16 protein-coding genes are annotated in these 13,007 nt (G+C 64.1%); 5 read left to right on the top strand and 11 right to left on the bottom strand.

Translation table 11 applies throughout. From position 1 onward, the window contains the following. Positions 1-2: 2 nt before the first annotated feature. The 6 genes from D1223_RS17325 to rmuC all read right to left on the bottom strand — a co-directional run bounded on the left by D1223_RS17325 (position 3) and on the right by rmuC (position 4,947). Complete coding sequence (locus tag D1223_RS17325) at positions 3-563, bottom strand: AAA family ATPase (RefSeq protein WP_119377603.1); 561 nt, start codon at positions 561-563, stop codon at positions 3-5. A 6-nt stretch (positions 564-569) separates the two neighbouring features. Next, positions 570-1,343, bottom strand: coding sequence for a tRNA pseudouridine(38-40) synthase TruA (gene truA / locus D1223_RS17320; protein ID WP_119377602.1), 774 nt, complete (start codon positions 1,341-1,343; stop codon positions 570-572). After that, positions 1,340-1,837, bottom strand: a complete 498-nt coding sequence (locus tag D1223_RS17315) for a GNAT family N-acetyltransferase (RefSeq protein WP_119377601.1) — start codon at positions 1,835-1,837, stop codon at positions 1,340-1,342. The genes truA and D1223_RS17315 overlap by 4 nt, the downstream gene beginning before the upstream one ends. Beyond that, positions 1,834-2,787: a methionyl-tRNA formyltransferase gene (gene fmt, locus D1223_RS17310; protein ID WP_233350017.1), complete on the bottom strand. Its 954-nt coding sequence runs from the start codon at positions 2,785-2,787 to the stop codon at positions 1,834-1,836. Before fmt ends, D1223_RS17315 begins: the two co-directional genes overlap by 4 nt. A 180-nt stretch (positions 2,788-2,967) precedes the next feature. Further along, positions 2,968-3,528: a peptide deformylase gene (def, locus tag D1223_RS17305; RefSeq protein WP_119377600.1), complete on the bottom strand. Its 561-nt coding sequence runs from the start codon at positions 3,526-3,528 to the stop codon at positions 2,968-2,970. A gap of 48 nt (positions 3,529-3,576) precedes the next feature. Then, a complete protein-coding gene (gene rmuC / locus D1223_RS17300; protein ID WP_119377599.1) occupies positions 3,577-4,947 on the bottom strand; it encodes a DNA recombination protein RmuC in 1,371 nt (456 codons plus the stop codon). A gap of 107 nt (positions 4,948-5,054) precedes the next feature. Here rmuC and D1223_RS17295 point away from each other — a divergent pair, with 107 nt between their 5' ends. Together D1223_RS17295 and D1223_RS17290 are read left to right on the top strand one after the other, a co-directional pair. Beyond that, positions 5,055-5,696 (top strand): RNA polymerase sigma factor, encoded by a 642-nt coding sequence (locus tag D1223_RS17295; protein ID WP_119377598.1) that lies wholly within the window; start codon positions 5,055-5,057, stop codon positions 5,694-5,696. Then, on the top strand, positions 5,681-6,073 hold the full coding sequence (locus D1223_RS17290) for a VOC family protein (protein ID WP_119377597.1): 393 nt from the start codon (positions 5,681-5,683) through the stop codon (positions 6,071-6,073). Before D1223_RS17295 ends, D1223_RS17290 begins: the two co-directional genes overlap by 16 nt. On the opposite strand, the gene D1223_RS17285 is transcribed toward D1223_RS17290, so the two are convergent. The 3 genes from D1223_RS17285 to ychF form a co-directional block, all read right to left on the bottom strand. Next, positions 6,070-6,561, bottom strand: coding sequence for a flavodoxin family protein (locus tag D1223_RS17285; RefSeq protein WP_119377596.1), 492 nt, complete (start codon positions 6,559-6,561; stop codon positions 6,070-6,072). The genes D1223_RS17290 and D1223_RS17285 overlap by 4 nt on opposite strands. 137 nt (positions 6,562-6,698) lie before the next feature. Then, positions 6,699-7,157 (bottom strand): EF-hand domain-containing protein, encoded by a 459-nt coding sequence (locus D1223_RS17280; RefSeq protein WP_119377595.1) that lies wholly within the window; start codon positions 7,155-7,157, stop codon positions 6,699-6,701. A gap of 95 nt (positions 7,158-7,252) precedes the next feature. Beyond that, on the bottom strand, positions 7,253-8,350 hold the full coding sequence (ychF, locus tag D1223_RS17275) for a redox-regulated ATPase YchF (RefSeq protein ID WP_119377594.1): 1,098 nt from the start codon (positions 8,348-8,350) through the stop codon (positions 7,253-7,255). Positions 8,351-8,498: 148 nt separating this feature from the next. Between ychF and D1223_RS17270 the strand changes: the two genes are divergently transcribed. Continuing rightward, positions 8,499-9,515: a TIR domain-containing protein gene (locus D1223_RS17270; protein ID WP_119377593.1), complete on the top strand. Its 1,017-nt coding sequence runs from the start codon at positions 8,499-8,501 to the stop codon at positions 9,513-9,515. 10 nt (positions 9,516-9,525) lie between these two features. Here the strand turns inward: D1223_RS17270 and pth are convergent, their stop codons facing one another. After that, positions 9,526-10,143 carry an aminoacyl-tRNA hydrolase gene (pth, locus tag D1223_RS17265; RefSeq protein ID WP_119377592.1) on the bottom strand — a complete coding sequence of 206 codons (618 nt, stop codon included), beginning with the start codon at positions 10,141-10,143 and terminating at the stop codon, positions 9,526-9,528. Positions 10,144-10,220: 77 nt separating this feature from the next. Further along, positions 10,221-10,895 (bottom strand): 50S ribosomal protein L25/general stress protein Ctc, encoded by a 675-nt coding sequence (locus D1223_RS17260; protein ID WP_119377591.1) that lies wholly within the window; start codon positions 10,893-10,895, stop codon positions 10,221-10,223. Positions 10,896-11,111: 216 nt separating this feature from the next. Here D1223_RS17260 and D1223_RS17255 point away from each other — a divergent pair, with 216 nt between their 5' ends. Together D1223_RS17255 and D1223_RS17250 are read left to right on the top strand one after the other, a co-directional pair. Next, positions 11,112-11,513 (top strand): BlaI/MecI/CopY family transcriptional regulator, encoded by a 402-nt coding sequence (locus tag D1223_RS17255; protein WP_119377590.1) that lies wholly within the window; start codon positions 11,112-11,114, stop codon positions 11,511-11,513. Beyond that, positions 11,510-12,946 (top strand): M23/M56 family metallopeptidase, encoded by a 1,437-nt coding sequence (locus D1223_RS17250; protein WP_119377589.1) that lies wholly within the window; start codon positions 11,510-11,512, stop codon positions 12,944-12,946. The genes D1223_RS17255 and D1223_RS17250 overlap by 4 nt, the downstream gene beginning before the upstream one ends. The last annotated feature ends 61 nt before the right edge of the window (positions 12,947-13,007 follow it).

Raw genomic sequence — 13,007 nt, 5'->3', positions numbered from 1 at the left:
GCTCAGGTCTTTTTCGTGAGTGTCAGGCCGAGTGCTCGTAGCATGAAGTCCGCCCGTGTCGCCACGCTTGCTTTTGGCAGGTCAATGATGGCATAGCCGCGTTTCGGATAGGCATGGCGCAGCCACTGATATTCGAGCACGGCGATGTCGAAGGGTAGCGGGCGCTCGTCATCCTGTTCGTAGAGTGCTTCCCAGGGCGGAGCGAAGAAGACAGGGTTGGAATAAAGGCAGGCCTCTCCGATCGCCTTCAGCTCAGGCGGCGCGGAAATCGACAGCCGCTCGAAATGCGCCAGTGCGTCGACGGCGGACCGGTCGAAGAAAACGGGCGCGTCGAGGTTCGCAACAGCATGCAGGGTCTCGTGCGCATACTCGATCGCCTTGCGCACAAAGGCTTCGGGGTTGATCCATGGCAACGCGTCCCCGCCCGTCGCCAGCGCCTCGCGCACAATATTCCGGCCAGGCTCCTCGACGGTGTGATACCCGCGCGCTGACAGTTCGCCCAGCAGGGAGGACTTGCCGCCCGAAGAGCAGCCCGAGATCACGATCCGGCGCCGGTCTCTCACCTGGCCTCACTTTCCTGTCGCCTGACCCCAGGGATGGTCTTCATACATCACCCGCTCAAGATAGAGCCCGTCCGGCGGAGCGACCGGCCCGCAGGCTGAGCGCTCACATGCTTCCAGGATCTCCTTCATCCAGCCCGGATCTCGCACGCCCCGGCCGACCTCGACCAGGCTGCCGACAATGGAGCGGACCTGCCGGTGCAGGAAGCTGCGGGCCGTGGCTGTGATCTCCACCCGGCCCGCCATCCGGTGAACCTCGAGCGTGTCGAGCGTCTTGACGGGGCTGGCTGCCTGGCACTCGGCATCGCGGAAGGTTGAGAAGTCATGTTCGCCGATCAGGTGGCGGGCGGCGGCCTGCATGGCATCGGTGTCGAGCTGCTGGGGCACGCGCCAGACAAGGCCCTTGTCGACGGTGAGGTCCGCGCGCCGGTTGACGATGATATAGCGATAGGCCCGCCCCGTTGCGGAGAAACGGGCATGGAAATTCTGGTCGACTTCCTCGGCCTTCAGCACGGCGACCGGTTTGGGCCGCAGGTGGAAGTTCAGCGCGTCGGCGATCTTGCGGATCGGCCTCGGCTTTAGGAGGTCGATATGCGCGACCTGACCTGTGGCGTGGACGCCAGCATCGGTGCGCCCGGCGCCCTGCACCAGGACCGGCGCGCCGTCGAGCATGGCGCAGGCGTCTTCCAGCGCGCCCTGTACGGTCGGCTGGTCGTCCTGACGCTGCCAGCCATAGAAGGGCCGGCCGTCATATTCGATCAGGAGGCGGACACGCTGGCTCATGCGGGTGCCGTGAAGGCTTTCGGATAGGTGAGCTCACCTTCGCGCGGGGCGTCCTCGCGCAGTTCGATGCCCATGAAGGCCGGGCCCGACCATGGCGCCTGGTAGCGGGCGGCGACGGCGGGCGAGAAGCCGAATTTCGGATAATAGTCGGCATGGCCGAGCACGAAGACCAGCCCGCGGCCCTGGCCTTCCATCATCGTCATGCCAAGCTTGATGAGCCCGCGTCCGATCCCCGATGCCTGCCGGCCCGGCTTCACGCTCATCGGGCCGAGCCCGGCGGCGATGTCATTGCCATCGACGAGGATGCGGAAGAACTGGATGTGGCCGAGAATGTCGCGGTCGTCATGGGCAACCAGCGAGGCGAGGCTGTCGCCGTCTTCAGCGAGGCGGGCGACGATGTTGGCCTCGGCCGGTGAGCCGAAGGCCTCGGTATTGAGCGCGGCGATGGCGTCGGCGTCTTCCGGGCGGGCGAGGCGGGTCCAGATGTCTCTCATTCGAAGCGGGTGCCTTTCGCCACCTTGTTACCGCGCAGGAAGTCGTCTGCCTCCATGGCGCGCGAACCGGGTTTCTGCAAGGCGTGCAGGCGCACCGCGCCGCCATCGCCGCAGGCCACGTGCAGCGTGTCGTCCAGCACGGTGCCTGGCGGCTGGTCATGGGTTTCGTCTGTGAGGCGGCTGGACAGGGCCTTGATCCGCAGCGGTTCGGTCTCGCCCGCAGGCGTCCAGTGAAACCAGGCGCCGGGGAAGGGCGAAAGCCCCCGGATCTGACAGTCGACCGCGTGGGCCGGCTGCGACCAGTCGATGCGCTGGTCGGCGGCGGTGATCTTCGAAGCATAGGTGACGCCGTCCTCGGCCTGAGGAACCGGTTTCAGGCTGCCATCGGCCAGGCCTTCCAGCGCGCGCGGGGCGAGGTCGGCGGCGAGGTCGGCGAGCTTGTCGTGCAGGCTGCCGGCCGTGTCGAAGGGAAAGATGCGCGTCTCCTCGCTGGCGAGCACGGGGCCGGTATCGAGGCCGGCTTCCATCATCATTGCCTGCACGCCGGTCATCTCGTCCCCGGCCATGATGGCGCGCTGGATCGGCGCGGCGCCGCGCCATCGCGGCAGCAGCGAGGCGTGCATGTTCAGGCAGCCAAGGCGCGGCGCATCGAGCACCGCCTGTGGCAGGATCAGGCCATAGGCGACGACGACGGCGGCATCGAGGTCGAGGGCGGCAAAGCGGGCTTTCTCCTCGGCGGGTTTGAGGGATTTGGGCGTGCGCACCTCAAACCCATGGTCTTCTGCCCAGGCATGCACGGGGGTCGGGCGCAGCTTCTTGCCACGGCCTGCCGGGCGGGGCGGTTGGGAATAGACGCAGGCAATCTCGTGACCCGCCTCGACGAGGGCGGCGAGGACCGGCACGGAGAAATCAGGGCTGCCCATGAAGGCGATGCGCAGGGGTGTCGTCATGTGGCGGGGTCTAGCGAAGCGGCGGGGAAGTGCAAGCGGCTCGGTGAAAACCGACGCGGCCCTGCGGCTTGACCGTTCGGTCCATCCCCGGAGTTCTCAGGAAAATCGACCATTGGAGATGGGCACCACGGTCCAGCCGTGGTGAGGCGTCAAATGTCAATTGCCCAGCAATAATCTGTCCTAGGCCACCGTGGCCGGTGTGGAACGAGCACGCGACTTCGAGGCCTTGGCGTTCAGGCGGTTCGCCTTCTTCACCTTGTCGATGGCGCGCTGGCGTTTCAGCCGCGACAGGTGGTCGATGAAGAGCGTGCCTTCGAGGTGGTCCATCTCGTGCTGGATGCAGACCGCATACATGCCCTCGGCAATCTCCTCGACTTCCTTGCCATTGTAATCGAGGTACCTGACACGGCAGCGCGTCGGGCGCTCAACCTCGTCGAACACGTCCGGCACCGACAGGCAGCCTTCTTCATAAGGCGCCAGGTCTTCGGTCAGCGGCAGGATTTCCGGGTTCACGAAATAGCGCGGATTGGGCTCCTCGCCTTCGCCGGCAAGGTCCATCACGATGACGCGCTTGGGCACGCCGATCTGGATCGCCGCGAGGCCGATGCCGGGGGCGTCGTACATGGTCTCCAGCATGTCATCCATCAGCGCGCGGATTTCATCCGTGACGCCGCCTTCGACGGGCTTGGAGACTTCCTTCAGACGCGGGTCCGGGACGGTGATGATTTCACGAATGGCCATTCGAAGAAAATAGGTGGCGGGCGGCGGAAAATCAACGCTGGTGGCTGACTACGCCGCATCCTCCTCATCCTCATTGTCGGCGCTGGAGAAATCGAGCTCGCCGGTGCGGTCCGGCAGCATGGCGCGTTTCTCGATGGTCTCGATCTCCGGGACCGATTTTTCCGGCGGGGCGATCTGCAAATCCTCGAACTTGCGGGCCGCTGGCAGGACGCGAGAGGTCAGGCTGGAGCCGAGCTTGTTATAGGCGTCCACCGCGCCATTCAGCGACTTGCCGACCTTCTCGACATGGCCGCCCAGCGTGGTGAGACGGGCATAGAGATCGCGGCCAAGCTCCGCGGCCTGGCGGGCATTCTCGGTCGCCTGTTCCTGGCGCCAGCCATAGGCGACGGCCTTGGCGAGCGCGAGCAGGGTGGACGGCGTCACCACGATGACCTGGCGGGCGGCCGCGAAGTCGAACAGGTCCGGCTCGTGCTCGAGGGCGGCGACGTAGAAATTCTCGCCCGGGATGAAGAGGGCGACGAAGTCCACGCGCTTGGAAAAGGCGCTCTGATAGTCCTTCGAGCCAAGGCGCTTGATGTGTTCTCGAACCTTCTGGCCATGCGCCTTGAGATAGGCCGCGCGGCGAGCCTGGTCGGTCTCGTCGAGGGCTTTCAGATAGTCCTCAATGGAGACCTTTGAGTCGACCACGATCTCGCGTCCGCCGGGCAGCTTGATGATCACGTCCGGGCGGATCGACTTGTCGTCGACGCGGTCATGCACCTGTTCGGAGAAGTCGCAATGGGCCGAAAGGCCGGCATGCTCCATGACATTGCGCAGCGTCGTCTCGCCCCAGCGACCGCCACCTTTCGGGGCAGACAGCGCGGTGACGAGCTTGTTGGTCTCGGTCGTGTGCATCTTCAGGCTCTCGCCAATGGCCTTGACCTGTTCCTGAATGGCGGACTTGTCCTGAGCCCGGACCTTTTCGAGGTCAGCGACCTTTTTCGCAAAGTCCTCAAGGTTCTTGTTGATCGGGCTCATCAGCTCCTTGAGGTTGGACTGCGCGCCTTCCTTGTGGCGTTTGAAATGCTCATCAGCCTGAGTGAGGAAGCGCCGGCTCGACTGGTCGAGCACGCGCTGGGCGAGGTCGGCGAACTTCTTCTCGTCTTCCTCACTGCGCGCCTCGGCGCGGGCGAGAGCGATCTTTGCCTCTTCGGCAACCGCTGCCTGTGTCTTCAGCTGCTGACGCAAATCCTCGCGCTCGGCCTTGGCCGTTTCGAGCAACTCCTGTGTGTGGGCGAGGTCTCGCTCAACGTCGCCCGCGCGCGTCTGCAGCTCGCCGCGCATCCAGACCAGGACGCCGGCCAGCGCGGCCGCGGTGACGAAAAGGATGAGGTGGATAAGGTCGAGGCCGACCGAGCCGATGGTGATGAAAGCGTCCATGGCATTATTCCTAGTCCGATTCGGCTTGACTCTCTTGTCCGCAAGCGCTCAGAACATACAAGGAACAAATGGCGCCGTCCAGTGTGGAGCGGCAGGCAGGGTGGGGCATGATCGCGAGTATGGACCCGTCATTGAAAGCTGTGGCGCGCCGGCACGCCCGGTCGGCGGATGAGGCGGACGATCTTGTCCAGCAGGCGCTGCTGGCCGCGATCGAGGCCGGGCGAACGGATTTTACATCCGGACAGACACGGGCCTGGCTGAAAGGCGTGATCCGCAACAAGGCGCGCATGGCGGCTCGCGGAGCGGTGCGCCGGCGCACGCGCGAGACGGCTTGGCAGGACGGGGCAGCTCTGAACATTGAAGGCAGCACCGCTGGCCTGCCGGATGTGTCCGCGCTGCCGCGTTCGCTGCGGCTGGTCGCCTTGCTTGCCTTTGCCGGGGCGACGCGGCCGGAAATCGCCTGGCTGCTCGGCCTGTCGGACACCGCGCTGCGCCAGCGGATATCGCAGCTGAAACGCGCCCTGGACGGTTCGCCGGAAGGCGAGGGCGGCCCGGCGCTGCAGGGTGCGCTACCCTTTGGTGCGCTCCGGCGCAGCATGGTCGAGCGGCTGAAGGCGCGCGGCGGTTTCCTCGCCAGCCATGACCCGGACGGGCATTTATTTGTCATTGCCAGCTCACAAAAGCCGGCCACGCGGCAACAGCAGGGTGAGCCACCAGAAAAGGGGAGACATCCATGCTCGCAAAAATGAATATCGGCGCCATCGTTTTCTATGTCTCGGACATCGACCGGACGGAGGCGTTCTACAGGGAAACCCTCGGCCTGGACCTGAACCGCATGCCCGGCGAACCGGGCGAAAGCGGCGGGGCTGACTGGCTGATGGCCGGCATGGCCAATGGTGTCAGCCTCATCTTCTTCCAGATGCCGGGCAAGCAGGGCGACAGCCCGGTCCCCGTCTTCGAACTCGCGGAGGGCGGGATCGAGGCGATCGTTGAGGGGTTGGCGTCAAAGGGGGTGACGATTGTGCCCCCGGTCTCGCACGCCCCGGACGGCGGCCTGACGGCTGATTTCGCCGACCCCGACGGTCACACCCTGTCCATGTACCAGGCGCCGGACAAGCCGCGCTAGAAGACGCCCATGGCGAGCCCGGCGGCCATGGCTTCGCCGAGCTCGCGGCACTTTTGCAGGTCTTCCTCGCCGATGGTCTTGTCGGCGAGGATCTGCTCGGTTGTCTGGGCGTGGGTGCAGATGATGAACGGCTCCTGCGCTACTTTCAGCCGCCAGCCGGTCGCGATCCGCGCGGTCTGTTTCATCGCGTTTTCGCCATCGGAGCCGGCGCAGATCATCTGCGCATAGGGCCGTCCCTCGATTTTGCCCAGAACGGCATAATAGGACCGGTCGAAGAACTCCTTCATGCCGCCGGCAATGGCAGCGAGGTTCTCCGGTGCGCAGAAGATATAGCCGTCGGCGGCGAGCAGGTCGTCCGGCCCGGCGTCTTCAGCCCATTTCAGGATAGTCTCGGTGCCGTCTTCGGACTGCGCGGCCTCGAAGGCGGCTTTGGCCATCTGCTTGGCGCCGCCGGTGCGGGAGAAGTAGACGATGAGGAGTTTGGGCATGGCGTGGCAACCGCATTGTGTTTGGTTCTCGCTGTCTAGCGGGACTCCTGCAGATCACAAAAAGCCCGCCTGCACAGGGTCGGGCAGGCGGGCGGCGCGCCATTCGGCTCGAATGGCGTCTGGGTCATCGGACCGATTTACTCGTCATCGTAATATTTGACGCGGACCTGATCCCAGTCCTGAGTGTCGACGGCGTCGTCATCATTGAAGTCCCAGTCGTCGAACAGGTCGGCATCGTTCGTGGCATCGGCATATTCGACGAAGTCGATCATGCCATCACCATCGGAGTCGTATTCGGTGTAAGCCTCCTCATCGAGGTCCCAGTCGTCATGGAAGGTTTCGGTGAAGGAGACCCATTCGGTGTCTTCGAGATAGCCGTCATTGTCCCAGTCGGCCATGCCGAATGCATAGGCATAGTACTCGCCGTCTTCGACAAAACCGCTGCGGTCAACATCGACATCTTCGAAGGTGCGCCACTGATAGGTGTCGTCGGTCGCTTCGGATTCGGCTGATGCCGGTGCCGGCGCAATCGTGATGGCTGCGCCAAGGGCGGTTGAGGCGAGAAGGGCGGAAAAGAAATGTTTGCTGAGTGTCATGGTTGGCTCCTTTCTTTGATGCCCAACCAACGGAGGGCAACCGGAGCGTGTTCCAATGAACTTCAGATCAATCTGAGGGGGTGGGCCCAATCGCCTCAGACGTTGAATCGGAAGTGCATCACGTCGCCTTCCTGGACGACGTACTCCTTGCCTTCCGCGCGCATCTTGCCCGCTTCCTTGGCCGCCGTTTCACCGCCGCAGGCGATGAAATCGTCATAGGCGATGGTCTCGGCGCGGATGAAGCCTTTCTCGAAGTCGCCGTGGATGACGCCAGCGGCCTGCGGGGCCGTCCAGCCCTTGCGAATGGTCCAGGCGCGGGCCTCCTTCGGGCCGACCGTGAAATAGGTCTGCAGGCCGAGCAGCTTGTAGCCGGCGTGGATGAGACGGTTGAGGCCCGGCTCTTCGAGGCCCTGCATTTCCAGGAACTCGGCCCGCTCGGCTGGGTCCAGAATGGCCATCTCGGCCTCGATCTGGGCCGATATGACAACGGCCTCGGCGCCTTCCTTTGCAGCGCGTTCCATGACGGCCTCTGAATACCTGTTGCCTGTGGCCGCGCTCTCCTCATCGACATTGGCGACCAGCAGGACCGGCTTGGCGGTCAGCAGCTGCAGCATCCGCCACGCCTTGCGGTCTTCCTTCGGCACATCGGCCATGCGCGCCGGGCGGCCTTCATTGAGTTCGGCGAGCGCGAGGTCGAGCAGCGCCAGGGTTTCCTTCGCTTCCTTCTCGCCGGACTTGGCTTTCTTCTCGACGCCTGCGCGGCGCTTCTCCAGGCTCTCCATGTCGGCGATCATCAGCTCGGTCTCGACGATATCGAGGTCGGCGATGGGATCGACGCGGCCGGCGACATGCGTGATGTCGTCATCCTCGAAGCAGCGCAGGACGTAGATGATCGCGTCGGTTTCGCGGATATTGGCAAGGAACTGGTTGCCGAGGCCTTCGCCCTTGGAGGCACCTTCGACGAGGCCGGCAATATCGACGAAGTTCATCCGCGCCGGAATGATTTCCTTGGATCCGGCAATCTTGGCCAGCTCGGCAAGGCGCGGTTCAGGCACGGCGACCTCGCCAACATTCGGCTCGATCGTGCAGAACGGATAGTTCGCCGCCTGGGCGGCCGCTGTCTGGGTCAGCGCATTGAACAGGGTGGACTTGCCAACATTCGGCAGGCCGACGATGCCGCACTTGAATCCCATGGAACACTCCTCCGGCTGGTCTTGCGGCGAGCGGCATAGCGCATTTTGCGCAGCAGGACAGGGTGTTTTGTGTGTAGAAACTGGTATTCAGGGCTGAAGACAGGCGCAAAGCTTGCATCAGGTGTGGGTAAAACCCGGAGGACTATCGATGGCTTATGACGTGATGATCGCGTCTGCCATGGCGGACAAGGCGAAAGCTGAACTGGTCGCAAAGCGCTTGCGGTCGCTGAAATTCAGGGTCCGCTACGACGCCAAGCGTGAGCACACCACGCCGACCACGCGCGACCTGAACGATGCCAACAGGTCCGGCGCCGTGCTGGTGCTGTGGTCGAAGGCGGCGTGTGACACGAGCACAGGCGACAGCGACTGGGTGCATTCGATTGCGCACCTTGCGCGCTCGCGCAGGAACGCCCTGTTCCAGGCCGATCTCGACGCGACGACTCCAGACGAGCCATTCGACAAGGATGAGCGGTTCAAGCTGACAGGCATGGGCCCGAAGCGAATCCCGAACGGGCTGTTCGACCTGGCCGACGCGCTGGGCAAGAAGCAGCGCCGCAAGGACCTGTCGGACTTCCTGAAGATCGCCGCGGGCGACACCGAAGCCAAGGATGCCTGGAAGAAGGCGCATCCGCGCGACCCGATTTCGCTTGCAGGCAAGGCTGCTGCGGCGAAGAAGAAAGCGGCGACCAAGAAGCCGGCTGCGAAGAAGACCACGGCCAGCAAGACTGCGACCAAAGCGGCGGGTGCCAGCACACCGGCAGCGTCCGACGCGGCGCCAGCCAAGGATACGGCCGCGCCGGAAACGCCGAATACCGACAACCTCGTTCCGAAGATCAAGCTGAACCCGCCTGTCTCGCCGTCCGCGATGCCGTATCGGCGCCCGGCCGAACCGTCGCTGCGCGATGAAGACCGTCAGGAGATCGGCTGGGTCATGCTTGGCCCGATCATCGCCGGCATCGTCCTGATGATGCTGCTGGCCTACGCTTTCCGCTCGACAACGACGGCGAGTGCGCCGGCGGCCGGCATGCCGGCGATCGCCAATGCGCGGCCTGTCGTGATGGATGTCTGTCCGCCCGGCCAGGTGCCGCGCTCACTGATCGAGATTCCGCCGCTGCGCACTGGGCCGATCATCGACGATACCGAAGAGGCAGAACCGGCCGAATAGGCCGCGGCCGCTAGCTTTCGCGCGCGTCCTTGCGCGGATCGGACTTGGGCGCCGGCGCCAGTCTCAGGACTTCCGTCTGATAACGCTCGTCATTGCCCTCGACGAGATAGGGCAGTGCGCGGGAGCAGGCGTCCAGCAGGGCCTCGACCCATTCCTTCTCTGCCTTCGCGAAATCGGCGAGCACATAGGGCATCACCTTGGTCTTGTCGCCAGGATGGCCGACACCGAGCCGGATGCGGCGCACGTCCGGGCCAAGATGCGCCAGCATGGAACGGATACCATTATTGCCGGAATGGCCGCCGCCGCGCTTCACGCGCACACGGCCGGGCGCCAGATCGATCTCGTCATGGAAGACAGTGACGGCCTCTGCCGGCAGCTTGTAGAAACGCGCAGCTTCGCCAGCGGCGCGGCCGCTTTCATTGTAGAAGGTCTGCGGTTTCAGCAGGAGCAGCTTCACCGGACCGTTCGCGGTCTGGATGGTACCTTCAGCGGCCTCGCTCTGGAAACGCTGCTTCCACGGGCCGAAGCCATGGTCGGATGCGATACGGTCAAGGACCATGAAACCGAGATTGTGCCGGTTTCCGGCATACTTCGCGCCGGGATTTCCCTGGCCTGCAAGAATCTGCATGACAGGCTCCGCGCTCGCACCCGTGTCAGGCCCCGAGGGCCTGGACTGGCCAGTCAGCCAGCCCAGTATCCGGGTGACTATTCCTCGGATTCGCCGCTCTCTTCTTCGCCGCCTTCTTCTTCGTCCTGCTTGATGGCCTCGACTTCGTCGGCTTCCGGTGCCTCTTCATCCTCGGTTGCCGGCTGAGCCATGCGGCCAGCAATCGTTGCGATGGTGAAGTCACGATCGGTGATGGTCGGCTCGGCGCCTTCCGGCAGGGTGATGTCGGAAATCTTGACGTTGTCGCCGATATCCAGGCCGGTCAGGTCGGCATCGAGTTGTTCCGGAATGCTGTCGGCGCGCACATGCAGTTCGACCGCGTGGCGAACGATGTTGAGCGCACCGCCGCGCTTGAGGCCCGGCGACTTCTCTTCATTGTGGAAGTGGACGGGCACTTCAACGGAGATGACCTGGCTCGCCTTCACGCGATAGAGATCAACGTGCTGCGGCATGTCGGTGACCGGGTGCATCTGGATCGCTTGCGGGATGACCAGCTGCTTCTTGCCGTCATGGACCAGGTTGGCCGTCGAGGTCAGGAACTGGCCGGAGTTCACGGCGCGGATCACTTCGTTGAGTTTCAGATTGATCGCAACCGGGTCTTCGCCGCCGCCATAAAGGACGCCGGGGACGTAGCCATTGCGGCGGGCTTCGCGTGCGCCGCCCTTGCCGGTGCGCTCGCGCACGGTCACATTGAGACTGATCTTGCTGGACATGTTCTTTCCTTTCGCCCTGAAGTCCGCCTGCGGAACCTTCCGCCGGTGACAGCCTGACAGGAACGGCCTTGCGCCGCCCTTTCTGAAGCGTGGGCCATTACACGAAGCAGCCGGACCTGACAACCGGCCCACTGAATCGGGCTTGACGCAATACGTTACAGATGTCACACATAAATCAGTAAAGTGACAGCTGTAACGTGGAAGGGTCACCACACAATGTCCAAACCAAACTCATCAGAACTCGTCATCCTGAAATATCTGTGGTCGGCAGGACGGCGCACGGCACGTGAGATCCACGATGCCGTCGGGCCGGCGCGCGACTGGCAGCTCTCGACGACGCGTACCGTTATCAATCGCATGGAAACCAAAGGCTGGGTCAAGCGCGACGGCGAGTCGCCGGAAGCGGCTGCCTTTTATGTTGCCGTGCTGGACCGGGTCGAAACGCTGGGCGGTCTGGTCCGCCAGCTTGCCCGCCAGGTGCTGGATCTGAAAGGACCGGTGCCCGCTGCGCTGTTCGCCGATAGCCCGCACCTGTCGGAAGAGGAACTCGACGAACTCGACGCGATCATCAACGCCGCCGAAGACAAGGAAAACGCCAAAGGGGACGAGAAAAAATGAGCATCGCCTGGCTGGTTATCTTCATTATCCTCTGGACCGGCTTCCTAGCCGGTATCGCCAGCCTGGTGACATCCGGGCGCGTGCAGGCGCGGTTTGCCCAGCTGGTCTGGCGCGGCGCGGCCTTGCTGTCGGTTGCGCCGCTGGCTGTGATCGGATTGTCGAAGCTGATACCCGCCAGGCTGCCGGCAGCCTTGCCGGACATTCCCTATGTCGAGCCGGCCGCTGGTCTCATGACCAGCGCCACCACAAGCCTGAAGACCGCCGTGTCAGGCCCTGAATGGTCCTGGACCGTACCAGCCCTGATGATCGTGCTGGCGGCAGGCTGGGCGGTACGGTTCGGCGCAGCCCTCCTCGCGCAGGCCCGCCTGCAGCGGCTGAAATCCCGCTCGACGCCCAAACGGCACCTTATCGACGCCTTGCCCCTGACAGAGCTGGGCCTTGAGCGGGTCCCCGCTATCCGCAGCATCCCCGGCGGCTCGCCCTTCATCGCGGGCTTTCTGCGGCGGGAAATCTACGTTCCGGAAGCGCTCACCGAGCCGCGGGACCTGCGCCAGATCGCGATCCATGAATGTGTTCACCTGAAGCGCGGTGACCTGATCACCCGGCCGCTCGAGCGGATCGTGGCGGATGTGTTCTGGTTCTCGCCATTTTCCTGGATGATGCGCCGCCAGCTGGATTTCTGGCGCGAGGCTGTCTGCGACGAGATTGCATCAGACCTCAGCGGTGACCGCATCGGCTATGCCCGGACGCTGGCTCAGGCCGCACGGATTGCCGCGCCCCTGCGTGCCCTGCCAGTGGCCGCCTTTATCCTGCCGCGCCGCAAGAGCCTTCCCCGGCGCCTCAGCCGCCTGCTGGAGCCAAGCCCCGCGCAGTCGCGTCCGATCATGGCGCTCGGCGCCAGCCTGGTCGCGCTGGCGCTCTCGCCGCTCGCTCTCGCCCAGGCCGGCGGGGAAGACGTCATCGCATCGTCTGAAGAGGGCAAGAAAGCCTCGTTCGACTTTGCTGTCCTGCTCAGCCCGGAGGCGCGCGTCACCTCAGACTTTGGCGAGCGCAAGGATCCGATCAAGAAGAAGATTGCCTTCCATAATGGCACCGATATCGGCGCGCCGCTGGGGACCCCGGTCCACGCGCCGGCCTGCGGCAAGGTCATTTTCTCCGGCTACAAGGATGGCTATGGCGAAACCATCGAGGTCGCTTATGGCGATGGCAGCAAGATGCGGTTTGCGCAGCTGTCCGAACGTTTCGTGCATCATGGCGAAGAGGTGACGGCCGGATCGGTCATCGGTCATGTCGGGATGTCCGGCCGCGCGACGGGGCCGCACCTGCATCTCGAGCATTGGGAACCGACGCTCGACCCTGAGACAGGCGATGTGAAGATGAGCCCGGTCGACCCGCGAAAGACCGCTGGCCTCGTGCTCTATACGAACGGCTAGGGTGGATAGCTATCAGGTGAAAGGCTCTCTTGCCCCGATGGCAAGAGAGCCTTTCCTTTTG

It is taken from the genome of Henriciella mobilis (genome assembly GCF_003576285.1).
GTDB classification, from domain to species: domain Bacteria; phylum Pseudomonadota; class Alphaproteobacteria; order Caulobacterales; family Hyphomonadaceae; genus Henriciella; species Henriciella mobilis.
Note: the sequence above shows the minus strand (reverse complement) of the source record. Positions and strands in the feature narration are given on the sequence as shown.

What these genes read in the sequence shown, in the direction of transcription:
- truA (WP_119377602.1), bottom strand. Translation starts at nt 1,343, where the DNA reads ATGAGCCAGCGTGTCCGCCTCCTGATCGAATATGACGGCCGGCCCTTC.
- D1223_RS17315 (WP_119377601.1), bottom strand. Translation starts at nt 1,837, where the DNA reads ATGAGAGACATCTGGACCCGCCTCGCCCGCCCGGAAGACGCCGACGCC.
- fmt (WP_233350017.1), bottom strand. Translation starts at nt 2,787, where the DNA reads ATGACGACACCCCTGCGCATCGCCTTCATGGGCAGCCCTGATTTCTCC.
- def (WP_119377600.1), bottom strand. Translation starts at nt 3,528, where the DNA reads ATGGCCATTCGTGAAATCATCACCGTCCCGGACCCGCGTCTGAAGGAA.
- rmuC (WP_119377599.1), bottom strand. Translation starts at nt 4,947, where the DNA reads ATGGACGCTTTCATCACCATCGGCTCGGTCGGCCTCGACCTTATCCAC.
- D1223_RS17295 (WP_119377598.1), top strand. Translation starts at nt 5,055, where the DNA reads ATGATCGCGAGTATGGACCCGTCATTGAAAGCTGTGGCGCGCCGGCAC.
- D1223_RS17290 (WP_119377597.1), top strand. Translation starts at nt 5,681, where the DNA reads ATGCTCGCAAAAATGAATATCGGCGCCATCGTTTTCTATGTCTCGGAC.
- D1223_RS17285 (WP_119377596.1), bottom strand. Translation starts at nt 6,561, where the DNA reads ATGCCCAAACTCCTCATCGTCTACTTCTCCCGCACCGGCGGCGCCAAG.
- D1223_RS17280 (WP_119377595.1), bottom strand. Translation starts at nt 7,157, where the DNA reads ATGACACTCAGCAAACATTTCTTTTCCGCCCTTCTCGCCTCAACCGCC.
- ychF (WP_119377594.1), bottom strand. Translation starts at nt 8,350, where the DNA reads ATGGGATTCAAGTGCGGCATCGTCGGCCTGCCGAATGTTGGCAAGTCC.
- D1223_RS17270 (WP_119377593.1), top strand. Translation starts at nt 8,499, where the DNA reads ATGGCTTATGACGTGATGATCGCGTCTGCCATGGCGGACAAGGCGAAA.
- pth (WP_119377592.1), bottom strand. Translation starts at nt 10,143, where the DNA reads ATGCAGATTCTTGCAGGCCAGGGAAATCCCGGCGCGAAGTATGCCGGA.
- D1223_RS17260 (WP_119377591.1), bottom strand. Translation starts at nt 10,895, where the DNA reads ATGTCCAGCAAGATCAGTCTCAATGTGACCGTGCGCGAGCGCACCGGC.
- D1223_RS17255 (WP_119377590.1), top strand. Translation starts at nt 11,112, where the DNA reads ATGTCCAAACCAAACTCATCAGAACTCGTCATCCTGAAATATCTGTGG.
- D1223_RS17250 (WP_119377589.1), top strand. Translation starts at nt 11,510, where the DNA reads ATGAGCATCGCCTGGCTGGTTATCTTCATTATCCTCTGGACCGGCTTC.